This window comes from Streptomyces poriticola (assembly GCF_036689765.1).
GTDB classification, from domain to species: domain Bacteria; phylum Actinomycetota; class Actinomycetes; order Streptomycetales; family Streptomycetaceae; genus Streptomyces; species Streptomyces poriticola.
Genome location: NZ_JBAGKH010000007.1, coordinates 54,903 through 77,277 on the forward strand (window position 1 = coordinate 54,903; position 22,375 = coordinate 77,277).

The following is a 22,375-nucleotide window of genomic DNA, read 5'->3' on the forward strand; positions in this document are numbered from 1 at the left end:
CGGATCGGCAGCATCAGCGGCGTCGAACAGATCCGTCTTTCAAGGGAGTTCACTCATGCGCGCCACTCCGATCGCCGCCGCTGCCCTTGCTCTCGGAGCTCTCGCCGGGGGAATCACGAGTTCTGCCGGCACCGCCGTGCCCGAGACCGTCCACCTGAGTGCCGTCACCTCCACACCCTTGACGAGCGCGTCCGCCGAGTCGGAGGACAACCACGGTAACGGATGAGCCAGCGGCGCGTGCCCCCGCCGGTTTCCGCCCGCCCGCCGGACTGTTTGAGAGGTGTTTCGCATGTTCGACGTCCTGGGAATGGACGCCACGGCCGAGGTGGTCTACCGCGAGATGCTCGCGCATCCGCAGGACGGTGTGGCCGATCTGAGGTGCCGCCTACGCCTCACCGAGCAGGCGGTACTGAAGGCACTCGACACTCTCAGCGAACTGGCTCTGGTACAGCATTCCTCCGAAGACCCCCGGAATCTGCACGCGGTCGACCCGCATCTCGCCGTAGATATTCTGCTGGCCAGGCAACGAGCCGAACTCGCCGCGCAGCAGCAGCGCGTGCAGGAGGCTCAGGCAGCCGTCGTACAGATCAAATCGGAATTCACTCAGGAAGCATTCAGAGACGAGTTGCTCTTCCTGAAGGGGGTCGACTCCGTCCGGGATCACCTGGCGACCCTGTACGACGGCGTTGAGAACGAGCTGCTGACATTCGCTCCCGGCGGAGCCCAGACGGCGGCCAATGTGCGCAGCTCGCGGCCGCTCGCCGAGGACCTGCTGGAGCACGGTGTGCAGATGCGCACGGTGTATCTGGACAGTGCCCGCAACGACCCTGTCACGGTGGCGCACGCGGATCGGCTGGCCGCGCTCGGCGGGCGAATTCGTACGGTCCCCTCGTTACCGAACCGCTTGATCATCTGTGACCGGAGGATAGCCGTCGTGGCCACCGATCCCGACGACACCGCCTCCGGAGCGGTGGTCCTGCGGACGGCAGGAGTGGTCTCGTCGCTGTACGCCCTGTTCGAGAGCGTCTGGCAGTCCGCCCAGCCGATGAGTGCGACCGCCCCACCCGCCGGTGAACAGGGGCTGAGCCCTCAGCAGATGGAAGCCCTGCGGCTGTTGTCCCTTGGGCACACCGACGAGTCCGTCGCGGCGCGGTTGGGTGTGTCGGCTCGCACGGCACGCCGCCTTGCAACGAAACTCATGGGCCACCTCGGCGCGCGAAGCCGTTTCCAGGCCGGCGTGCACGCGGCCGCGCGAGGACTCTTCCGGCCTTGATGGTCCGTACGGTCGCTGGTCGACGGGCGGCCGAGGGACAGTTACCTCATGTACCTCGTCCATCTCACTCTTGTTCCCCCGGGCGATGCCTCCCTGCCGACGGAGATCAGGCAGGTACTCGAAGCCACCGCACCGGACGTTCTCGAACACGTCAGCGTGCACCCGCGGGCACGGCCTCACCCCGTCGCCGGGCTCTTCCTCCGCGTCGCCTCCCTGAACGAGGCCGAGACGACCGCGCGGTGGCTCTGGGAACGCGCTGCCGCCGCGTGCCCCGTGCTGGCCGAATGGCGCCTGCGACGCGCTGAAGTGCCTCTCGTTCCCTACGATCCGAACCGGTCGGACATCGAATCCGGCTACGGGCCTCAATAGGTCAGGTCCGATTCAGTCCACCCGAAATCTCTTCCTTCGCCTCGCTGAAGCTCACAGAATCGAGACAGCTGGCTGACGAACCAGCGAGAGAGGTGAGTGATGAGAGACCAGATATCCACCCCGGACGACTCACTCGCACTGAAGCGAGTTCTGCACCTCTGGCTCGACGACGGCGGATGGCAGTGATTTCATGAATACCTCGAAGGCTCACATCCAGGGAAATGCGGTGTCAGCGCTCGCCGAGGAATTCGGCACCCCGCTGTTCATCTACGACGCGGACATCCTGGAAGCCACGTACCGCAAGCTGCGCGGCGCGCTCCCCGCGAATGTCGATGTTTTCTACTCACTCAAAGCCAACCCCAACATCAGTGTCTGTGCACTGTTGAACTCGTTGGGCAGCGGGGCCGAGGTCTCCTCCTATGCCGAGCTGGTCACCGCCCTACGAGCCGGGGTCGCGCCCCGGGACATCATCTTCCTCGGTCCCGGCAAGGACGAACAGGAACTCGCCGCTTGTGTAGAGGCCGGAATTCGCGCAGTTGTCTGCGAGTCGCTGGACGAACTCGACCTGCTGGACTCGCTGCTGGCAACGGCCGGCCGTGACGCGTTCCCGGTGCTCCTGCGAGTGAACCCCGCCTTCGGCAGCAAGGGGTCAGGACTGGCCATGGGAGGCAAGCCCCGGCAGTTCGGCATCGACGAGGCCGAACTGCGTGACTCCAAGCACCGACTCGCAGCCCTGCGCAGCATCCGAGTGCAGGGGGTGCACGCCTACATGGGGACACGGATTCTGAACCACGAGGACGTCGTCCACAACACCCGGCAGATCCTCGCCACCGCGGAGGATCTGGCCGGACGACTCGGCTTTCCCCTGGAAACCGTGGACTTCGGCGGCGGGCTCGGCGTTGCCTACTTCGACAACGAGGAGGACCTGGACCTCGCCGCGTTGGAGACCGGACTGGCGGAAGTCCTGTCTTCCTTCTCCGCGCGCAACCCCCACTGCCGGATGATCATGGAGCTGGGCCGGTTCCTGACGGCTACGGCGGGCACGTACATCGTCCGGGCCCGCTATGTGAAGGACTCCATGGGGGAGAGCTTCGTGGTGGCCGATGGTGGCACCAACCACCACATGGCCGCCGTCGGTGTCGGGAGCTTCGTCAAGCGCAACTTCCCGATCCGCCATCTGGGGAACCGGGCGGCCGACGCGCTGCGGCCCTACACCGTGACCGGACCGCTGTGCACCCCCAACGACGTGGTCGCCAGGAGGGTTCGGCTGCCGGAGGTGCGGCCGGGAGATCTGCTGGCAGTGGAGCGGTCCGGGGCCTACGGGCCCACGGCCTCCCCCGGGCTCTTCCTCAGCCACGGCTTCCCGGCCGAGGTGATGGTGCATGGCGGGCGGGCCCATCTGGTCCGAGAACGCGACGCCACTGAGGATCTGCTGGCCAAGCAGCACCTCGTCGACTTCCGCACAGCATCCGGATGAACACGGCAGCGAGCCGGGCCGCCCGGGTCGGAGTGGATGTCCTCGACTGCTCAGAACTCCGACGCCTGGTCGAGCGCCCCTGGTTTCTGCGCTTTGCCTTCGCCCCGGAGGAACTGGCCCATGCCGACACCCTCGGTGCCCATCGGCTCCTGGAGTTCCTGGCGGGCCGCTTCGCCGCCAAGGAGGCCGTCCTCAAGGTCTTGGAGACCGGCCTCCTCCAGGGAGTGGCGCCGCGAGAGATATACGTGCAGCACACCTCGCGCGGTGCCCCCGTCGTCCACCTTCGCGGGCGGGCGGCCCAACTGACGCCGTCCTCGGTCTCGGTGTCCATCACTCACAAACAGAACGTCGTAGCCGCGGTCGCCCTCGGCCTCCCCTCGGCCGCCGGCACAGCAGCCGACGACGGACGAACAGAATCGAAGGAGCCTGACGCCGTGTCGCCCCCGGAAAACACCACCACCACCACCGCCACCACCGCCACCACCGCCCGGCAGAGCGCCCGTGACGGACGATCCCCGGGAACCGACGAGACCAACAAGGCCAGCGGGACCAACAAGGCCACCGGGACCAACGAGACCACCGAGACCACCGCTTTCCTCCGCGTACGAATCGGCCAGGAGGAGGCCCATTACGGAGGTGACCTGGTGGACGGCGCCCGCATCCTGCGACTGTTCGGCGACCTGGTCACCGAGATCACCATCCGCACGGACGGCGACGAGGGACTGCTGTCCCAGTACAGCGACCTCCACTTCACCGCACCCGTGAAGCCAGGCGACTACATCGAGGCACGCGGGCGGCTGGTACGACGGACCAGGCTGCGCCGGGTGGTCGAGCTCCAGGCCCACAAGGTCCTCAGCGCCCGCCCGGGAGCGGCCGAGAGCGCCGCCGCGGTCCTCGACGCGCCCCAGCTCGTGTGCACCGCCACCGCCACCACCGTCGTCCCCTACCGCAGGACGGACAAGGCGGCTGCCCCCAACCGCACCGCCGAGGAGATCTGATGGCCCGCACAGCGCAGCTGCTGCACGAACTCCTCGACCAGGCCGCCGAGCGCAGCCCGCAGTCCGTCGCGCTCAGCACCCAGGGCAGCACCCTCACCTACGGCGAACTCGCCGAGGCCAGTGTGCGCATGGCGGGCCGTCTCCACGTGGAGGGCCTCAAGCGCGGCGACCGTATGGTCGTGACCGCATCGGACGGTCTCGGCATCGCACTTCTCGTGTACGCCGCATCTCGCCTCGGCGTCGTCTTCAGCGTCCTGCACGAGCAGGTGCGCGGCGGCCCGCTCGAGCACGTAGTGAAGGACTGCGAGCCCGAACTGCTGGTGTCCGACGACCCGGAGGTGGCCCACACCGCGGTGCGGCACAGCCTGACGTTCCTGAGGATCGAGGAACTGGTGGGCCACGCCCTCGACCGGCGGACCGTCGCCGCCCCGCCGCCCGGGAATCCCGGCACACTCGCCGTCGACCCGGTCAGCCTGATCTACACCTCCGGCACCACCGCCCTGCCCAAGGCCGTGGTCAGCACCCACCAGCAGGTGCTGTTCTCGACGACGGCCATCCAGGCCTGTCTGAACTACCGCAGCGACGACGTCGTCTACTGCCCGCTGCCGCTGTCCTTCGACTACGGCCTCTACCAGGTGTACCTGTCCGCGCTCAGCGGCGCACGGCTCCACCTGGGCACGGTCGCCGAGGCGGGCCCGCCGCTGCTGCGCAGCCTGGAGGCGGCCGGCGCCACGGTCCTGCCGGGCGTGCCCTCGGTCGCGGACCGCCTGGCCTGGCTGCTGCGCCGTGGCACCGGCAAGCTCGGCAGGCTGCGACTGCTCACCAACACCGGCGCCGCCCTGTCGGAGAGCACCATGTCCGCGCTGCGCGGCGCGCTGCCCCAGCTGCGGATCCAGGTCATGTACGGCCTGACCGAGTGCAAGCGCACCGCGATCATGCCGCCCGACGGCGACCTGACCCGTCCCGGCTCGTGCGGCGTGCCGCTGCCCGGCACCGAGGTCTTCGTCGTCGGCGACGACGGTGAACGCCTGCCGGCGGGCGAGATCGGCCAGTTCGTGGTCCGCGGGCCGAACGTCATGGCCGGCTACTGGCGGCGCCCCGAGCTGACCGCCGAGCGCTTCCCTCGCGCGGAGGGACTGTTCCCCGAACTGCGTACCGGCGACTACGGCTGGCAGGACGAAGAAGGCTACCTCTACTTCTCCGGCCGCCGGGACGACCTGTACAAGGAGCGGGGATTCCGCCTCAGCGCCACCGAGGTCGAGGCCGCCGCGACGCGCGTCGACGGGGTGACCTCCGCCGCAGTACTTCCGCCCGAGGGGAAGCGGACCGCGCTCCTCGCGGTGGTCGCCGACATCACCGCGGACGAGGTGCGCGAGAGCATGCGCGACCATATCGAGCCCTTCAAGATCCCGCGGCGCTGCGTCCGTCTCGACGCCCTGCCCACCAACAGCAACGGCAAGGTCGACCGCAGGAAGCTGACCGCTCTGATCGAGCAGACCCCGGCCACGTCGGTCATCACCGAGGCCCTGCAGGCCCGCCTCGCCCACTGACGCCCCCCAAGCACCCGACCACAACGACTCCGCAGCAACTTCCCATCGGACGCAAGGACATGACCATGGACCGCCAGAACGTGCTCACCGCCCTCGAGAACGCCCTCACCGACGTCCTGGAGCACCCCGTCACCGGCCTCACCGGCGATGTGAAGCTCTTCGACGACCTGCACCTCGACTCCACCACCATGCTCGAGATGCTGATGTTCCTGGAGGACTCCATCGGCCTGGTCGTCGACCCGGAGGACCTGGACGCGGACGACTTCATCTCGGTGGACACCTTCACCGACTTCGTACTGGCCGCGCAGCTCGGGCAGGTGGCGGCATGACGCTCACCCAGCCCGACCTGAGCGTCTTCACGACCCTGGAGTCGGAGGTACGCAGCTACTGCCGCGGCTGGCCCACCGTGTTCGACCGGGCGCAGGGCAGCCGGATGTACGACGAGGACGGGCACGAGTACCTGGACTTCTTCGCAGGCGCCGGATCGCTCAACTACGGCCACAACAACCCGGTGCTGAAGCGCGCCCTGCTCGACTACCTGGAGCGCGACGGCGTCACCCACGGCCTGGACATGTCGACCACGGCCAAGCGCGCGTTCCTGGAGTTCTTCCAGAACATGATCCTTCGCCCGCGGGAACTGCCCTACAAGGTCATGTTCCCGGGCCCGACGGGCACCAACGCCGTCGAAGCCGCCCTCAAGCTGGCGCGCAAGGTCAAGGGTCGCGAGACGGTCGTCTCCTTCACCAACGCCTTCCACGGCATGTCGCTGGGCTCCTTGGCAGTGACCGGCAACGCCTTCAAACGGGCCGGCGCCGGCGTCCCGCTCGTGCACACGGCTCGCATCCCCTTCGACCACTTCATGAACGGGACCGCACCCGACTTCCTGTGGTTCGAGCGGTTGCTGAGGGACGACGGTTCCGGGCTGGACCAGCCTGCCGCGGTGATCGTGGAGACGGTCCAGGGTGAGGGTGGCATCAACGTGGCTCGCCCGCAGTGGCTGCGTGCCCTTGCCCAGCTCTGCCGAGAGCACGACATGCTGTTGATCGTCGACGACATCCAGATGGGCTGCGGCCGAACCGGAGCATTCTTCTCCTTCGAAGAGGCCGGCGTCACCCCGGACATCGTCACCGTCTCCAAGTCCATCAGCGGGTACGGGCTCCCCATGTCCCTGTGCCTGTTCCGGCCGGAACTGGACGTCTGGGAGCCGGGCGAACACAACGGCACGTTCCGCGGCAACAACCCCGCGTTCGTCACTGCCGCCGCCACTCTCAACACCTACTGGGCCGACGACAAGCTGGAGCAGCAGACGCTGGCGCATGCCCAGACCATCGAGGCCGCACTGCGCGACACCGCCGCGCACCACAGCGGATCCGCCTATCGCGGCCGCGGGCTGGTCTGGGGTCTGGAGCTCTCCGATCCGCAGCACGCCGTCCGCGCCGCACGCCGAGCCTTCGAACTCGGTCTCCTCGTCGAGACTTCCGGGGTTCACGGCCAGGTCGTCAAGCTGCTGCCCCCGCTGACCATCACCGCCGCCGAACTCGACCAGGGACTGCGCATCGTTCAACGCGCCGTCCACGAAGCGGCATGACCGTGCCCCGCGGCTCCATCTCGCCGGTGACACGGGGCGAGGACCACGACGAGAACGGTGTCCACCCACTGCTGACGAAAGACCGAGGCGGTCAGAACATGACGATCACCACCACCCCCGCGGACCGGAGCACAGTCGGCAACAAGCAGGCGGTCTTCCGGGCACCGGTGCCCGAGGACGGCCCAGCCGTGTGGCAGCTGGTCGACAACACTCCCGGCCTGGACTCCAACAGCCGCTACTACTACACGCTGTGGTTCCGGGATTTCGCCGACGGTTCGCTGGTCGCGACCGTGGACGACGAACTCGTCGGCTTCCTCACCGGCTACCGCCGCCCCGACGAGCCCGAGACCTACTTCGTCTGGCAGACCGCCGTCAATCCGCGCCACGGCATCCCTTTCCTCGGGGTGAAGCTCTTCCAGGCCGCGGCCGACCAGCAGGTGGCCAACGGCGCCCGGTACGTCGAGGCCACAGTCTCCGCCGAGAACAAGTCGATCATCATGGTGCTGAAGCAGTTCGCCAAGAAGCACTCGGCGCATATCGAGACTCGCGTGCTGTTCCCCAGCAGCCTCTTCGCCGGCAGTCACCACGACGAGGTCCTCTACCGCATAGGCCCCTTGTCTGTCGGTTGATTCCGTCCGCCTGACTGCCTCGGCACAGGTCCGATCAGCACAGTAACGACGATTGGGAGTCGTCTGCCATGGCTCAGCAACCCACAACTCTGCACCTCGACATCAGTGCCGAGCACTTCCGCATGGACTCGGAAGAAGTGCGGAAGGCGCGAGCGACACACTGGTACGCACGAACCGACTGGGGCATTGCCGTCCTCTCCTACGAGGACAGCAGCTTCCTCCTGAAGAACCCTCGGCTGACACAGGGGTCCGCCAAGTGGCCGTCCCAACACGGAGTGGTCGGCGGTCACTTCGACAGTTGGTGGCAGAAGACTCTGCTCGTGCTGGAGGGGGACGAGCACAACAGGATCCGTCGCCTGGTCAATCCCGCGTTCTCGCCGCGCCGGATAGAGCCACTGCATTCTCGGTTCCGAGCCCTGGCGGACAGTCTCGTCGACGAATGGATCGACGACGGGCAAACCGAATTCGCCAGTCGCTTCGCGGCCCCGTACGCAACCAGGATCCTGTGCATGCTACTGGGCATCGATGAGCATGACTGGAAGAAGATCCATGAGCTCGCATCAACGATCGGGCTCGGTCTCGGCATCACCATCCAAGAAAACATCGCACAAATCGACGAAGCCATCGTTGAGCTCACCCAGTACGCGGAGTTCCTCGTTCGGAGCAGGAGGAACTCACCTCGGGACGACATCCTGAGCACTCTGGTGGAGACGAGGGACGAGGATGCCGGCAGACTGTCGGATCAGGAACTGATCAATCTCATCATCCTGCTCATATTCGCAGGGATAGACACGACGCGAAATCAACTGGCTCTGGCTGTCGAAGCATTTTCGAGGCAGCCGGACCAGTGGGAGAAGTTGGCCGCCGACCCTGATCGCTACTCCGCCAAGGCGGTCGAAGAGGCGCTCCGCGTCAATCCGATAGGCCGCTGGATCTCACGCGAAGCCGCAGAGACGTTCCAGCACAAGGAGCGCACGATCGAGAAGGGTACGACACTCCACCTGTTCACCCTGACCTCTGCCACCGATCCTGCCGAATTCGACAACCCGGACCGTATCGATCTCGACGCCGATCGTTCGCCCCATTTTGCGTTCGGTGGTGGTCTGCATCACTGCCTGGGACATTTCGTCGCCAGGGCGGACATAGGTGTGGCCCTCTCGGCGATGGCCACACGAATGACCCAGCTGCGCGTGGGAGAAGGTGCCGAGTGGCTGCCTGACTCCGGAAACACCGGCGCGAACAGGCTGCCGATCACGTTCACCTCGCGTTCCTGACCTCTTTCACGCTTGGAGGAAACCGTGAAGATCTTCGTCGATCGAAGTAAGTGCCAGAACCACGGACTGTGCGCAATATCGGCTCCGGCCAACTTCGAGCTCGACACCGATGGGGAGCTTCAGTATCACGAGTCGTTCGACGAGGAACACGTCGATGACATCGAGGATGCCATCGACTCCTGCCCTCTGCAGGCCATCCTTTTGAGCCGTGATGCCGCATGACCGGTGGAGCGCCGCTCATCGGCATAGTCGGTTCTGGCATAGCCGGCCTGCGAGCGGCCAACGCGCTGCTCAAGTGCAAGGTCGACGCCAGGATCGTCATCTTCGGAGACGAGGACCACCGTACCTACAATCGGCCAGGACTGACGAAGAAGCGGTATCCGTTGTCGGACCCCACGGAGCCCACGGACGCCACGGACTCCCTCGAAACGACCATCGCCGAGGATCTGAAGGTCAACGGCGTCGAGAACACTGCTCTGACCTGGCGTCTCGACACCAGGGTCGAGACTGCGGACCTGCGTGACAAGGTCCTGCGTCTCAGCACAGGCGAAACATTCGCTTACGACTCTCTCGTCATTGCCGCAGGTGTGCGCCCGCGCACCTCGGTCGAGGGCGACAACGACTGCGAGTTGCACACCCATCGAACTCTGCGGGGTCTGGACGACGCGCAGTACATTCACAACGAACTTCAAACGAGCAGGAAGGTCACGATTGTAGGCGCCGGATTCATTGCCTGTGAGCTGGCGTCGCTGGCCAAAGAATACGGCTGTGAAGTCGTCATGCTCGAAACACTGCGGCACGGTCCGTTCGAGAGCATTCTCGGCAGGCGCATCTCGGTTGCCCTCGGGCGTTGGGTCACACAGAATGGTGTGACATTCCTGACGGGAGATTCCGCGAAGGAGCTGCTTTGCGATCGCGCTGCCGTTCCCGCCAGGGATACGAACGACCCGGACGCGCCGGATCCGAGGCCGTCTCCGGATCGATCTCTTTTCATCGAGGCGATCGGAAGCGTGCCCAACGTGGAATGGCTCCACGGAAACGGTCTGGATTTGTCCGACGGGGTGCGCGTGGATGAGTACATGCGCGTGTCAGGGTTTTCGGATGTGTTCGCGGCCGGGGATATCGCCCGTTATCCCGACCCGTGGAGGACTGCGAACCTCACGCGTATGGAGTTCTGGAAGAACGCGATCGACACCGGCGATCTTGCGGGTAGGTCCGTAGCGTCGTCCCTGGGCTACGATTCAAGAACCTCCAGAATCGGGTACTTCCCCAGCACGGCCACCGAATTCTTCGGACTGCGCATCCAGATCGCCGGCAACCCGAAGACATCCGACTCCATGGAGATTGTCCGTGGAGACCTGGACCGGCCGGACCACGGAGTGCTCGTCAAATTTCTGCGAGAAGACGTGCTGGTCGGAGCTGCCTACCTGGACAAGGGAGCTCGGTTCAACAGTCTCTACATAGAGCTGCTGAAATCGCTGAAAGCCCACTAGCGCAGGTTCATCTCACGTCGTACATCGAGAACGATCAGGAGGGCTGTCATGCAGGTTCGTAGGCTTTCGGAGATCGAAGGCACAGACCGGGATGTCACGGCTGCCAGCGGCGCGTGGCGGAGCAAGCGCATCCTGCTTGCATCGGACGGATTCGGATACTCGGTGTCCGAGACAGTGGTCTACGCCGGCACCGAGACCGACATCTGCTACGCGAATCACGTAGAAGCGGTGTTCTGCATCTCCGGCAAGATGATTCTGGTCGATCGGGACGAGAACGAAGAGCACATTATCGAACCCGGCACCCTGCACATTCTGGACGACGCCGACAACCACACGATCAAGCCGATTGTGGACAGCACCTTTCTGTGCATCTTCACGCCGGCGCTCACCGGACGTGAGGATCATGACGAGAACGGGGTCTATCCGCTGCTGACGGACGGATAGAGGCATCACACACGGATCGCACCGCCCATCCGGCCCAGGACGATTCCCGGTCCTGCGCCGGAACAGGACCTGAAACATCCCTCCGGGGCTTGTGGAAGGTGCGATCCGCCTCGTTCCGCTCCATCATGAGTCCCCGTCATCTCGTCGACGGGGACTCCGTGTTCGGCCCACGGCAGGTCGGGCACGTCCGAACGATCACGCACATGAAAGAAAGGATCCGCTGGTGAGAGTCCTGTGGCTCACCGCCCATCCCGAACCCCGCTCCCTCAACGGCTCCCTGCATCGCGAGGGCGTCCGGTCTCTCGAGGAGCAGGGGCACCAGGTCCGCATCAGCGACCTGTACGCGATGAAGTTCAACCCGGTCGTGACGGCCGACGACTTCTCCCACCCGGGAGGCGAGCGGCTGATCGTCGGTAGCGCGGCACAGGAGGCGGTACGCCGAGACACCCTGGCTCCCGACATCACCGTCGAGCACGAGAAACTGTCCTGGGCCGACACCCTGATCGTGCAGTTCCCGCTGTGGTGGTACGGGATGCCCGCCATCCTCAAGGGCTGGTTCGACCGCGTCTTCGTCGGCGGTTTCGCCTTCGGCGTCCACGACGCCCAGGGTCGCCAGCTGCGCTACGGCGAAGGTGCGCTCGCCGGCAAGCGGGCCATGGTCGTCGTCAGTGCCGGCGCGCGCCAAGCAAGCCTGGGGCCGCGTGGTGTCAACGGTGAACTCGACGACCTGCTCTTCCCTCTCCAGCACGGCACTCTGTGGTACGCGGGCATCGACGTCCTCCCGCCGCTGCTGGTGCACGGGGCCGACCGCATGGACGCCGACGCCTACGCCTTCCACGCGAAGGCCTTGCGCGAGCGCTTGCGGGACCTCCCGCACACCGAGCCGCTGCCCTTCCGCCACCAGAACGGCGGCGACTACGACGAGGACCTGGTCCTGCGCCCCGAACTCAGCCCCCACATCACCGGACTCGCCGCCCACTACCGCACCGGGCGCTGAGCACGCTGGAGGATCCTGTGGAAGGAAGGAAACGGTGGAACTCCGATCATGCGGGACTGTCACCTGTGACCAGCGAGAACACAGCCACACCGGCTGAGGCGGAGGCCGAGACCGCGAGCCCCGTCCGCGCCCTCGACGAGACCGGGCCCGCGCGGCATGACGGAGTCGTGTCCGGGATCACGGGGCTGCCTCGCTCGGTGTCGGTGCCGACTCCCGGACTGCTGTCATGCCAGAACTGACCCTCGCCGCCGACGAGGCGCGCCGGATCTTCCTGCGCGCCCAGGGCCTGCTCGGATCTCCCTACGGCAGACGCGGCGACCCCTGGACCGTGCTGCGCCGGCTGGGCGCCGTGCAGCTCGACACCATCAGCGTGCTGGCGCGCTCGCACGAGCTGGTGCCCTACGCCCGGCTCGGTGCGGTCGGTCGGGGCGCGGTGGAGGCGGCGTACTGGCGGCACACCCGCACGTTCGAGTACTGGTCGCACGCCGCCTGTGTACTCCCCATCGACGCCTGGCCGTTGTACGCCTTCCGGCGCCGGGCGTTCGTCAGGCGCGGCCACCGCTGGCACAAGTTGGCCGACAGCGAACGCTCCTGCGCCGAGGTTCTGGCCCGGCTGCGCGGCGAGGGCCCGATGACGGCCACCGAGCTGGGCGGGGCGAAGAACGGCGGCCCCTGGTGGGACTGGTCGGAATCGAAGATCGCCATCGAGTGGCTGCTGGACACCGGTGTGGTGGTCTGCACCGAACGCCGGGGCTGGAAACGGGTGTACGACCTTGCCGAACGGGTGGTGCCGACCGAGCTGCTGGCGCAGGACCTGGACGATGCGGCCTGTCTGCGCGAGCTCACCGCGCGGGCGGGAGCGGCGCTGGGGGTGGCCACGGTGAAGGACCTCGCGGACTACCAACGGCTGACGGTGGAGCAGGTCCGCTCGGGACTCCCCGGCAGCGGGCTGGTCGAGGTGCTGGTCGCCGGCTGGGGCAAGGACGGCCGTGCGGGTGCTGCCTGGGCCGACCTCGCCGCTCTGACGGAACAGCCGCGCGGCCGCCACCGCACGACGCTGCTCTCGCCCTTCGACTCACTGGTGTGGGACCGGGCGCGCACCGAACGCGTCTTCGGCTTCACCCACCGCCTGGAGGCGTATGTCCCCAAGGAGAAGCGAGTGCACGGCTACTTCGCCATGCCGCTGCTCTCGGGCGGCCGTCTGGTGGGCAGGGTGGATCCGGCGCGGGAGGGGCAGACCCTGGTGGCGCGCCAGATCTCGCTGACCGGCGCCAGGCACGTACCGGCCGCGGCGAAAGCGCTGCGGGAGGCCGCCGAGTGGGTCGGCTGCACGTCCGTGCGCGCCGAGCGGGTACTCCCCGAAACGCTCGCCGCCCCGCTTGCCACCGCGCTCGCCCCGGCCTGATCACCGCCCGGAAGGGGTCACTGCAGTGCCCGCTCGATCGGCTTCCCCGTGTCGTGGCCGTACCTCCACCAGTGGCGTCCTGCTGACCGTGGGTGCGCAGTCGGTCGAGCAGGGTGGCCGGGATGGGAATCGGGCGCTGAGCAATTCCGGCCCAGCCGTCCGCGCCGGGTGCGGCCGGTGATCCGGTACGACCTGCTCAGCGCCTGTCGGTCGGGGCCTACCGCCAGGGCCGAGCCCGTCCGGACGGTTCCCTGGTTCCGGCCGACGCCTACGTCGGGCGGGGAGAGTGGGCCGACCCCGCTCCCGTCCTCATGGCCGTCGAGGTCACCTCGTACGACTACGACTACGACTACGACTACGACACCGACCGGTGCGACCGGGTCGAGAAGCCGCGGGCCTACGCCGAGGCCGGCAACCCGGTCCGTCTGCCGATCGACCGGGACACCTGCGAGGTCGAGGTGCACGGCCAGCCGGACGCCGTCCGGTACGAGACCGGCCGGACGCTGCCCTTCGGCAAGCAGGTCATCCTCCCCGCGCCGGTCGGGATCACGCTGGACACCGAGCAGCTGCAGAGCCGGGTGCGCTGAGCACGGTCCCGGCCGGGCAAGACAGAGGCCCGGATCGTCAGGCGGAGATGCCGTCGATCCGGGCCAAGGCGTCGTCCGCGCCGTACGGCTGCAAGTAGGGCAGCCAGCGCGGGTCCCTATGGCCGGTGCCGATGATGCGCCAGGCCAGGCCGGAGGGTGGGGCGGGTTTGTGGCGCAGGCGCCAGCCGATCTCGCCGAGGTGGCGGTCGGCCTTGACGTGGTTGCAGCGGCGGCAGGACGCGACCACGTTGTCCCAGACGTGCTTGCCCCCGCGTGAGCGCGGGATGACGTGGTCGACGCTGGTTGCGACGCCACCGCAGTACATGCACCGGCCCCCGTCGCGGGCGAAGAGCGCGCGGCGGGTGAGTGGAACGGGCCCCCGGTAGGGGACCCGCACGAAGCGTTTGAGCCGGACCACGCTGGGTGCGGGGACGGTGACGGTTGCGCTGTGCAGATAGGCGCCGGACTCCTCGAGGCATACGGCCTTGTTCTCGAGGACGAGGACGAGCGCGCGGCGGAGCGGTACGACGCCGAGCGGCTCGTACGACGCGTTGAGGACCAGGACATGCGGCACGGATGCCTCCTTGTACGCCGGCGGCGCGTGGCTCGCGCCGGGACGATCCGTAGTCAGTCTCCCCTCATGCCTGGTGGAAGCGCCACCATCTCCCGGTAACGGGCTGGGAGTGTTTTCGACCACATCGGATGCATCCCCCGGAGCGTGACCTGTTCAAGCGCGGGTGCGTGCCCTTACTGGCCTGAAGTTCGAGCCGGAACCGGCGCCGTGCCCCGTTAGTGTGGTCTTCCGCCCGTCCGGTTACCTTTTCGTGACCTTGGACCACGACCGGACTGCGCGCGGCCGCCCGGGCCGCGCCGGAGGGCACCGCATCTGGAGGTTTCCGCCGTGTCCCTGTCCACCGCCGTCCTGCCGGCCGCCGATCCGTCCCCTTCGCCGTCCCCGGCGGAGTCGACGGCTCCGGCGGTGCCCTCGCTCCGGGACGCCCAGGAGAGCGCGACGAACGCCGCGAGCTGGGTCGAGCAGAACTGGTCGACCTGGCTCGCGATCGGGCTGCGGGTGCTGCTGATCCTGGTGATCGCGGCGGTGCTCAGAGCGGCGGTACGGCGGGCGATCACCAAGCTGATAGACCGGATGAACCGCGCCGCCCCGGCCTCGGGCGGCGGTGCGCTGGGCGGGCTGCTGGTCAACGCCGAGCGCCGCCGGCAGCGCTCGGCGGCCATCGGGTCGGTGCTGCGCTCCGTGGCGAGCTTCGTGATCCTCGGCACCGCGGCCCTGATGGTCCTCGGAACCTTCCAGATCAACCTGGCCCCACTGCTGGCCTCCGCCGGTGTCGCCGGTGTCGCGATCGGCTTCGGCGCCCGCAACCTGGTCACCGACTTCCTCTCCGGCGTGTTCATGATCCTCGAGGACCAGTACGGCGTCGGCGACAGCATCGACGCGGGCGTGGCCTCCGGCGAGGTCGTCGAGGTCGGGCTGCGCGTGACCAAGCTGCGCGGCGAGAACGGCGCGATCTGGTACGTCCGCAACGGCGAGGTCAAGCGGATCGGCAACCTCTCCCAGGGCTGGTCGACAGCCGGTGTCGACGTGACCGTCCGTCCGACGGAGGACCTCGACCGGCTGAAGGAGCTGCTCACCGAGGTCGGCGTGGACATGAGCAAGGACGAGCCCTGGAGCGAGCAGCTCTGGGGGCCGGTGGAGGTGCTCGGCCTGGACAGCGTGCTCCTCGACTCGATGGTCGTACGCGTCTCGGCCAAGACCATGCCCGGCAAGGCGCTCGGCGTCGAGCGCGAGCTGCGCTGGCGTGTCAAGCAGGCCTTCGACGCGGCCGGTGTCCCCATCGTCGGTGGCGACCCCGCCACGGGCGAGGCGGGGCAGGGTGCCGACCCGACGGCCGGCATGGCGGCGCCCTCGGCCTTCGCCAGCAACATCTCGCCGCAGTCGGTGGCCGCGTCGCCGATCACTCCGCCGGGTACCCCGGGTACGTCGGGCATGACGAGCACGACCAAGTAGGGCCGTCCGGCAGCCGGCGGCCGGCCGTCCCGCCGGGCACGGTGCCGGGCGGGACGGCCGGGCGCCTCAGTCGCGGCGGTACTGCGCCGGGGAGTCCCTCGTCGCGGGGTCCTCGTACGAGCCCGCCTTCCCGCGGTCCACGTGGAAGGTGGTCAGCGTGGTGACCGGCGATGCCGGGTCGCGGCGGTCGGCGATCACCCGCATACGGGCGCTGAAGCGTTCCGGGGTGACCTCGTAGACGTCGTAGCCGTAGCGGTTGCCCTCGAAGTACTTCAGGTGCGGGTTGGCCGCGCCCATGACGGGGCCGTTGGTCCGGTTCCAGTCCGCCGAGTAGGCGCCCGACGTCACCGAGTGCGCGGTGAACTCCGTACCGATCACCGGGGACGACACGTCGTCGTAGTCGGGGCGGATGTCGTCGACGAAGGCGGAGTGCCAGTCGCCGGTGACGACGACCAGGTCCTCCATGCCGGCGCTGTGCACATGTCCGAGGACCTCCTTGCGCTCGGCCAGGAAGCCGTCCCACTGGTCGGTGAACATGTACCAGCCGCCGGGGCTGCGGCGCAGCTGGCTGAGCATGATCGAGTTGGCCCAGACGTGCCAGGTGTCCGGTGCCCGGTCGATGTTCCGCTTCAGCCAGGACTTCTGGGCGGCGCCGAGGATCGTGCCGTCGGACAGGTTCTGTGCCGAGCGGTACGAACGCAGGTCGAGGACGGTCAGCTCCAGCAGGTCGCCCCAGCGGCGGACCCGGTGGATCTCGGGGTCGGGGAGCGCGGTGGCGGCGGCGGTCGCGTCACGGTGCGGCATGTTCTCGTACCAGGCCTGGTAGGCGGCCGCCCGCCGCTGCATGAAGGGTGCTCCCCCGCCGGTTCCGGAGTAGTCGTTGACGACCTCGTGGTCGTCCCAGGTCAGGAACCAGGGGTGGGCGGCGTGGGCCGCGCGGAGGGAGGGGTCGCCCTTGTAGAGGGCGTGGCGGCGGCGGTAGTCGGCGACGGTGAAGACCGAGGGACCCTCGTGATCGCGGACGTGGTCCTCGGGGACGCCGCCGACCTGCCCGTGCTCGTAGATGTAGTCGCCGAGGTGGACGACGAAGTCGACGTTCTCGCGCGCGATGCCGCGGTGGGCGGCGTAGAAGCCGTCGTGGAAGGCCTGGCAGTTGGCGGCGGCGAAGCGGACGGAGGCGACGCGCCCGGCGGGCGCGGTCTTCGTGCGGCCGGTCCGGCTGCGTCTGCCCAGTGCCCTGAAGGCGTACCAGTAGCGGGTTCCCGGGCGCAGCCCGGAGACGGGGACGTGCACGCTGTGGCCGAGCGTCGCGGAGGCCGGAGCCGTGCCGCGGGCGACGACGCGCCGCAGCCGGGGGTCGGTGGCGACGACCCAGTCGACCTCGACGATGTCGGGCAGGTTCTGCTCGGCGGCCAGCGGCTCGGGGGCGAGCCGGGTCCACAGCAGCACGCTGTGCGGCTGCGGGTCGCCGGAGGCCACGCCCAGGGTGAACGGCGCGCGGTCGTACTGCGCGCCCAGCGCCTCGGCGGCCTCCAGGGCCTGGGCCGGCGACAGGCCGGCGGCGAGCGGCCAGGCGACGCTCAGGGCCCCGGCGGCGCCGGCCGCCCTGAGCAGGTCGCGTCGGTTGAGCCGGGTCATTTGCGTCCTCCGTCGGCCGGGGTGAGTGCGAGCGATACGGCGTCGGCGTAGCCGTCGTTGGACGTGCCGCCGCTGCGGGTGAACACGAGCAGCACGCGCGCGGTGCGGGCACCGGGCGGCACGGTGGCGGTCTCGGTGCGTTCCACGAGCGCGGTACGGGACAGCCGCTCGGCGGCGGTCACCGGGCCGAGCACGGAGAGGGCGACGGGCGTCCCCGCGGCGTCCCGGAACTCGACGGACAGCCGGGCGCCGTCCTCCTGGGTCGCGTATCCGCCGAGCCAGGCGGTCAGGGTGTAGCGCACCCGCCCGGCGTCGACGGACCGGCGGCCGGTGCGGCCGCGCACGGGCAGCGCGACGTCCTGGACGAGTGCGGTGCGGGGGCTGTCGCCGCCGGAGAAGAACCGGCTGCCCCGGTCGGCGGGCCCGGGGGTGTCGGGCCCGGGGTAGCCGCCTCCGTGGCTGTACGGGATGAGCGCGGGCGCCCCCTCCCGTATGTCCCAGCCGGTCACCGCAGTGACCGGCTCCGCGGACCCTCCGGGTCCGCTCTCGGCATCGCCGTTGACCACGAGATTCACTCAAGCCTCCTCGATCGAGCACGGGTTGGGATCGACGTGCATCGCAGCAGTCGGGGGTGAACCGGGGGATACGGGGCGGGGAACGGACACGTCAACTTGTCCAGACAAGTTGGGAGCGGCGCGGGCGCCTCCGCCGGGCCGCCGGGCAACGGCCTTGCCGTCACGGGGCGTTCGCCGCAGTCCGAACCTGTCGGCGTGTGCCGGTGCTCTTGACGGGCGCCCGGCTGCGGGATTACGTTCGACAGCAGATAGGAAACTTTCCTAACAATGCTCGCTACTGCACCCGCGGTACCACTCCCGTGGCGACCCCTGGCAGGCTGGCCCCGAAGCGCGAAAGGCAGGTGTCGACCCATGGCAGGAACGGCCGGTACGCCGGGCACCCCGCGCGTCCTGCGCGCCATGAACGACCGTGCCGCCCTGGATCTGCTCCTCGAGCACGGTCCCCTCTCCCGTACCCGGATCGGCAAGCTCACCGGTCTGTCGAAGCCGACCGCCTCCCAGCTGCTGGCCCGGCTGGAGGCGGCGGGCCTGGTGCTGGCCGGCGGCACCACCGAGGGCCGCCCGGGACCCGGTGCCCGGTTGTACGAGGTGAACCCGGCCGCGGGGTACGCCGCCGGGCTCGACGTCACACCGGAGCGCATCCTGGCCGCCGTCGCCGACATCACCGGGCGCACCGTCGGCCGGTACGAGCTGCCCACCCCGGGCCGCCGCCCCGCCGTCCCGGTCGTCCAGCAGGTCACCGACGCCCTCGACGGTGCCGTGAAGGCGGCCGGGCTGGCCCGGGACGACGTCCGCAGGCTGGTGGTCGGCACCCCGGGCGCCTTCGACCCCGGCACGGGACGGCTGCGCTACGCCGCCCACCTGCCCGGCTGGCACTCCCCCGCCCTCCTCGACGACCTCGCCGCGGCCCTGCCGATGCCGGTGGAGTACGAGAACGACGTCAATCTCGCCGCCGTGGCCGAGCAGCGGCTCGGCGCCGCCCGCGGACACGGCGACTTCGTCCTGCTCTGGAACCAGGACGGCCTGGGCGCCGCCCTGGTCCTCGGCGGCCGGCTGCACCGGGGCTTCACAGGCGGCGCGGGCGAGGTCGGGTTCCTGCCCGTGCCGGGGACCCCGCTGGTCCGCCAGGTCGGCCGGGCGGGCAGCGGCGGCTTCCAGGAGCTGGCCGGTGCGCAGGCCGTGCCGAAGCTGGCCCGCGAGCTCGGCGTCCCGCGGGTGCCGGCCGGCCGGTACACCGAGACCGCCCCCGAGCTCCTCTCCCGTGCCGCCCGGGCCGGGCTGGCCGACCGGACCGACCCGACCGTCCCGACCGTCCCGACCGACGACCACCCCTACCGCCGTCTGCTCCAGACCTACGCCACCCGCCTGGCCACCGGCCTGGCCTCCCTCGTCTCCGTCCTCGACCCCGAGCTCGTCGTCCTCAGCGGCACCGCGCTCACCTCCGGCGGTGAGCCGCTGCGCCTGCTGATCCAGGCCGAGCTGGAGGAACTGGCCGCCGCCAGACCCCGGCTCGTCGTCGGCGACGTGACCGAGGACCCCGTGCTGCGCGGCGCACTGGAGAACGCGCTCGCGACCACCCGCGACGAGGTCTTCGACACGCTGGCGCTCCGCTAGGAGCCGTACACCTGCGGCTGCCTCCACACCGCGGGCCGCATGCGGCCGGTCGCGCCCGCGCGGCGGAGTCACATACCCCTGCAGCCCCCGCCCCTCCCGGGGCGCTTCATCTCCCCCGTCCACAGGAGACTCCGCCATGCCCGGAAAATCCGGAAAAGCCGCCGTCGCGCTCGCCGCCTCCGCCTCCCTCGTCCTCCTCCCCACCGCCTGCACCGGCCAGTCCGGCTCCTCGGGCACCGGCGCCACCGACGACCCGAAGGCCGGGACCACCCTCACCTTCTGGCACGGCTGGAGCGCGCCCGCAGAGGTCAGGGCCGTGCAGGAGAACGTGGACCGGTTCGAGAAGGCGCACCCCTACATCAAGGTCAAGGTCGTCGGCAACATCAACGACGACAAGCTCAACCAGGCGCTGCGCGCGGGCGGTTCGAACGGCCCCGACGTGGTGTCGTCGTTCACCACCTCCAACATCGGCAAGTTCTGCTCGTCGGGGGCCTTCCTCGACCTCGAGCCCTTCATCGAGAAGTCGAAGCTCGACCTAGACGCGATGATCCCGAAGCCGATGCTCGACTACACCCGGTTCGAGGGCACCCGCTGCGCGCTGCCGCTGCTCGGCGACGCGTACGGGCTCTACTACAACAAGGACGCCTTCGACGCGGCCGGCATCGAGGAACCGCCCAGGACCTGGTCCGAGTTCGCCGAGGTGGCCGGGAAGCTCACCGAGCCCAGCGGCGACGGCTACGAGCAGCTCGGCTTCATGCCGAACTTCCACGGCTACGAGACCACCGTGGGCCACTACATGTCCCAGTGGGACCACGCCTACTTCGACGCGGACGGCAGGTCGAACATCGCCGAGGACCCGGCGTTCGCGGAGATGTTCAGGTACCAGAAGAAGCTCGTCGACGACCTCGGCGGTTTCGCGAAGCTGGAGAAGTACCGCAACACCTTCGGCGACGAGTGGGGCGCCGAGCACCCGTTCCACACCGGTCAGGTCGCCATGCAGCTCGACGGCGAGTGGCGGCTCGGCATGGCGAGGGACGCGGGGGTCGACTTCGAGATCGGCACCGCGCCGATGCCCGTCGCCGACGACGAGGTGGACGAGTACGGCAAGGGCTTCCTGTCCGGCACGATCATGGGCATCGCCCCGCAGAGCCAGAAGCAGAACGCGGCCTGGGAGCTGGTGAAGTACATGACGACCGACACCGAGGCGGTCGTCTCCTTCGCCAACGGCATCCGCAACGTGCCCTCCACGTTCGAGGCGCTGAAGTCGTCGGGCCTCGAGACCGACCCGGCGTTCCGGACCTTCCTGGACATCGCACAGCACCCGGGGTCGAACACCCCGCCGGCCTCCGTCAACGGCTCCACGTACCAGCTGACGATCCAGGACTTCGGCTACCGGTACGAGTCGGGCAAGGTGACGGATCTGCGGGCCGGGCTGGAGAGGACCGCCGCGCAGATCGACCGCGACATCGAGCAGGCGAAGTAGCGGGCACCCCATGGCCGTGCACACGCTCCGCGCCAAACGCCGGGCCTCGGCGCTCCGGACGGTGGCCTTCCTGTCACCGTGGCTGATCGGGTTCGGGGTCTTCTTCGCCTACCCGCTGGTGTCCACCGTGTACTTCTCGCTGATGAAGTACGACGGGTTCGGCGTCCCGGAGTTCCGGGGCCCGGACAACTGGACGTACGTCTTCCAGGACTACCCGCTGTTCTGGCCCGCCCTGCGCAACACGGTGTGGCTGGTGCTGGTGATGGTGGGCTGCCGGGTGGTGTTCGGGCTCGGCGTCGGGCTCCTCGTCACCAGGATCAGGACCGGCTCGGGTGTCTTCCGCACCCTGTTCTATCTGCCCTACCTCGCCCCGCCGGTCGCCGCGACGCTCGCGTTCGTCTTCCTGCTCAACCCGGGAACCGGGCCGGTCAACTCCGTGCTGGAGGGGCTGGGCGGGCCGGCGCCCGGCTGGTTCACGGACGCCGACTGGTCCAAACCGGCGCTGACCGCGCTGGCGCTGTGGGGCGTGGGCGACCTCATGGTCATCTTCATGGCCGCGCTGCTCGACGTACCGAGGGAACAGTACGAGGCCGCCTCGCTGGACGGGGCGTCGGCCTGGCAGCGGTTCCGGTTCGTGACGCTGCCGAACATCTCGCCGATCGTGCTGTTCGCCGTGGTCACGGGCGTGATCCAGACGATGCAGTACTACACGCAGCCGCTGGTGGCGGGGAAGGTCGCCTCCGGGATCATCGGCGGCTCCGGCCAGTCCTTCGAGCCGGGCTACCCGGACAAGTCCACCCTGACCCTCCCCCAGCTCGTCTACAACCTCGGCTTCCAGCGCTTCGACTACGGGGCGGCCTGTGTGGTGGCGCTGGTGCTGTTCGCGCTGGCGATGGCCTGCACCGCCCTGCTGATGCGGCGCCGGGGCGGACTGATCCAGGCAGGTGACTGACCG

General features: G+C 68.8%; 21 protein-coding genes and 1 pseudogene. 19 read left to right on the top strand and 3 right to left on the bottom strand.

Annotated features, from left to right (window positions below):
- The first annotated feature begins 289 nt into the window (after window positions 1–289).
- The 15 genes and pseudogenes from V5O46_RS13500 to V5O46_RS13570 form a co-directional block, all read left to right on the top strand.
- On the top strand, window positions 290–1,273 hold the full coding sequence (locus V5O46_RS13500) for a helix-turn-helix transcriptional regulator (RefSeq protein WP_332884809.1): 984 nt from the start codon (window positions 290–292) through the stop codon (window positions 1,271–1,273).
- Between the two features lie 48 nt (window positions 1,274–1,321).
- A complete protein-coding gene (locus V5O46_RS13505; RefSeq protein ID WP_332884810.1) occupies window positions 1,322–1,642 on the top strand; it encodes a hypothetical protein in 321 nt (106 codons plus the stop codon).
- Between the two features lie 190 nt (window positions 1,643–1,832).
- The gene (locus tag V5O46_RS13510; protein WP_332884811.1) at window positions 1,833–3,119 is read left to right on the top strand and encodes a type III PLP-dependent enzyme domain-containing protein; all 1,287 of its coding nucleotides are present in this window, start codon (window positions 1,833–1,835) and stop codon (window positions 3,117–3,119) included.
- A complete protein-coding gene (locus tag V5O46_RS13515) occupies window positions 3,116–4,117 on the top strand; it encodes a holo-ACP synthase (RefSeq protein WP_332884812.1) in 1,002 nt (333 codons plus the stop codon). The genes V5O46_RS13510 and V5O46_RS13515 overlap by 4 nt, the downstream gene beginning before the upstream one ends.
- On the top strand, window positions 4,117–5,667 hold the full coding sequence (locus V5O46_RS13520) for a class I adenylate-forming enzyme family protein (RefSeq protein WP_332884813.1): 1,551 nt from the start codon (window positions 4,117–4,119) through the stop codon (window positions 5,665–5,667). The genes V5O46_RS13515 and V5O46_RS13520 overlap by 1 nt, the downstream gene beginning before the upstream one ends.
- 65 nt (window positions 5,668–5,732) lie before the next feature.
- Window positions 5,733–5,996 carry an acyl carrier protein gene (locus V5O46_RS13525; protein ID WP_332884814.1) on the top strand — a complete coding sequence of 88 codons (264 nt, stop codon included), beginning with the start codon at window positions 5,733–5,735 and terminating at the stop codon, window positions 5,994–5,996.
- Window positions 5,993–7,255 (top strand): diaminobutyrate--2-oxoglutarate transaminase, encoded by a 1,263-nt coding sequence (gene ectB, locus V5O46_RS13530; RefSeq protein ID WP_332884815.1) that lies wholly within the window; start codon window positions 5,993–5,995, stop codon window positions 7,253–7,255. The genes V5O46_RS13525 and ectB overlap by 4 nt, the downstream gene beginning before the upstream one ends.
- Entirely contained in the window at window positions 7,252–7,884 is a 633-nt protein-coding gene (ectA, locus tag V5O46_RS13535; RefSeq protein ID WP_332884816.1) for a diaminobutyrate acetyltransferase, read from the top strand. Before ectB ends, ectA begins: the two co-directional genes overlap by 4 nt.
- A 68-nt stretch (window positions 7,885–7,952) precedes the next feature.
- Window positions 7,953–9,158, top strand: coding sequence for a cytochrome P450 (locus V5O46_RS13540; RefSeq protein ID WP_332884817.1), 1,206 nt, complete (start codon window positions 7,953–7,955; stop codon window positions 9,156–9,158).
- A gap of 24 nt (window positions 9,159–9,182) precedes the next feature.
- Window positions 9,183–9,380 carry a ferredoxin gene (locus V5O46_RS13545; RefSeq protein WP_332884818.1) on the top strand — a complete coding sequence of 66 codons (198 nt, stop codon included), beginning with the start codon at window positions 9,183–9,185 and terminating at the stop codon, window positions 9,378–9,380.
- Window positions 9,377–10,651, top strand: coding sequence for an NAD(P)/FAD-dependent oxidoreductase (locus V5O46_RS13550; protein ID WP_332884819.1), 1,275 nt, complete (start codon window positions 9,377–9,379; stop codon window positions 10,649–10,651). The genes V5O46_RS13545 and V5O46_RS13550 overlap by 4 nt, the downstream gene beginning before the upstream one ends.
- Window positions 10,652–10,699: 48 nt before the next feature.
- On the top strand, window positions 10,700–11,095 hold the full coding sequence (locus V5O46_RS13555; protein WP_332884820.1) for an ectoine synthase: 396 nt from the start codon (window positions 10,700–10,702) through the stop codon (window positions 11,093–11,095).
- Between the two features lie 223 nt (window positions 11,096–11,318).
- The gene (locus V5O46_RS13560) at window positions 11,319–12,092 is read left to right on the top strand and encodes an NAD(P)H-dependent oxidoreductase (RefSeq protein WP_332884821.1); all 774 of its coding nucleotides are present in this window, start codon (window positions 11,319–11,321) and stop codon (window positions 12,090–12,092) included.
- 226 nt (window positions 12,093–12,318) lie between these two features.
- Entirely contained in the window at window positions 12,319–13,497 is a 1,179-nt protein-coding gene (locus V5O46_RS13565; RefSeq protein ID WP_332884822.1) for a winged helix-turn-helix domain-containing protein, read from the top strand.
- Between the two features lie 191 nt (window positions 13,498–13,688).
- A pseudogene (locus V5O46_RS13570) lies at window positions 13,689–14,084 on the top strand (Uma2 family endonuclease); the annotation flags it as partial.
- Window positions 14,085–14,121: 37 nt separating this feature from the next.
- Here the strand turns inward: V5O46_RS13570 and V5O46_RS13575 are convergent.
- Window positions 14,122–14,658, bottom strand: a complete 537-nt coding sequence (locus tag V5O46_RS13575; protein ID WP_332884823.1) for an HNH endonuclease — start codon at window positions 14,656–14,658, stop codon at window positions 14,122–14,124.
- Window positions 14,659–14,985: 327 nt separating this feature from the next.
- Here V5O46_RS13575 and V5O46_RS13580 point away from each other — a divergent pair, with 327 nt between their 5' ends.
- The gene (locus V5O46_RS13580; RefSeq protein ID WP_332884824.1) at window positions 14,986–16,110 is read left to right on the top strand and encodes a mechanosensitive ion channel family protein; all 1,125 of its coding nucleotides are present in this window, start codon (window positions 14,986–14,988) and stop codon (window positions 16,108–16,110) included.
- A 66-nt stretch (window positions 16,111–16,176) separates the two neighbouring features.
- On the opposite strand, the gene V5O46_RS13585 is transcribed toward V5O46_RS13580, so the two are convergent.
- Together V5O46_RS13585 and V5O46_RS13590 are read right to left on the bottom strand one after the other, a co-directional pair.
- The gene (locus V5O46_RS13585; protein ID WP_332884825.1) at window positions 16,177–17,748 is read right to left on the bottom strand and encodes an alkaline phosphatase D family protein; all 1,572 of its coding nucleotides are present in this window, start codon (window positions 17,746–17,748) and stop codon (window positions 16,177–16,179) included.
- Window positions 17,745–18,323, bottom strand: coding sequence for a phosphoesterase (locus V5O46_RS13590; RefSeq protein ID WP_332884826.1), 579 nt, complete (start codon window positions 18,321–18,323; stop codon window positions 17,745–17,747). Before V5O46_RS13590 ends, V5O46_RS13585 begins: the two co-directional genes overlap by 4 nt.
- Window positions 18,324–18,674: 351 nt before the next feature.
- Between V5O46_RS13590 and V5O46_RS13595 the strand changes: the two genes are divergently transcribed.
- The 3 genes from V5O46_RS13595 (at window position 18,675) to V5O46_RS13605 (ending at window position 22,372) form a co-directional block, all read left to right on the top strand.
- Window positions 18,675–19,937 (top strand): ROK family transcriptional regulator, encoded by a 1,263-nt coding sequence (locus V5O46_RS13595; RefSeq protein ID WP_332884827.1) that lies wholly within the window; start codon window positions 18,675–18,677, stop codon window positions 19,935–19,937.
- A 136-nt stretch (window positions 19,938–20,073) separates the two neighbouring features.
- Window positions 20,074–21,420 (top strand): ABC transporter substrate-binding protein, encoded by a 1,347-nt coding sequence (locus V5O46_RS13600; RefSeq protein WP_332884828.1) that lies wholly within the window; start codon window positions 20,074–20,076, stop codon window positions 21,418–21,420.
- 10 nt (window positions 21,421–21,430) lie between these two features.
- The gene (locus tag V5O46_RS13605) at window positions 21,431–22,372 is read left to right on the top strand and encodes a carbohydrate ABC transporter permease (RefSeq protein ID WP_332884829.1); all 942 of its coding nucleotides are present in this window, start codon (window positions 21,431–21,433) and stop codon (window positions 22,370–22,372) included.
- The last annotated feature ends 3 nt before the right edge of the window (window positions 22,373–22,375 follow it).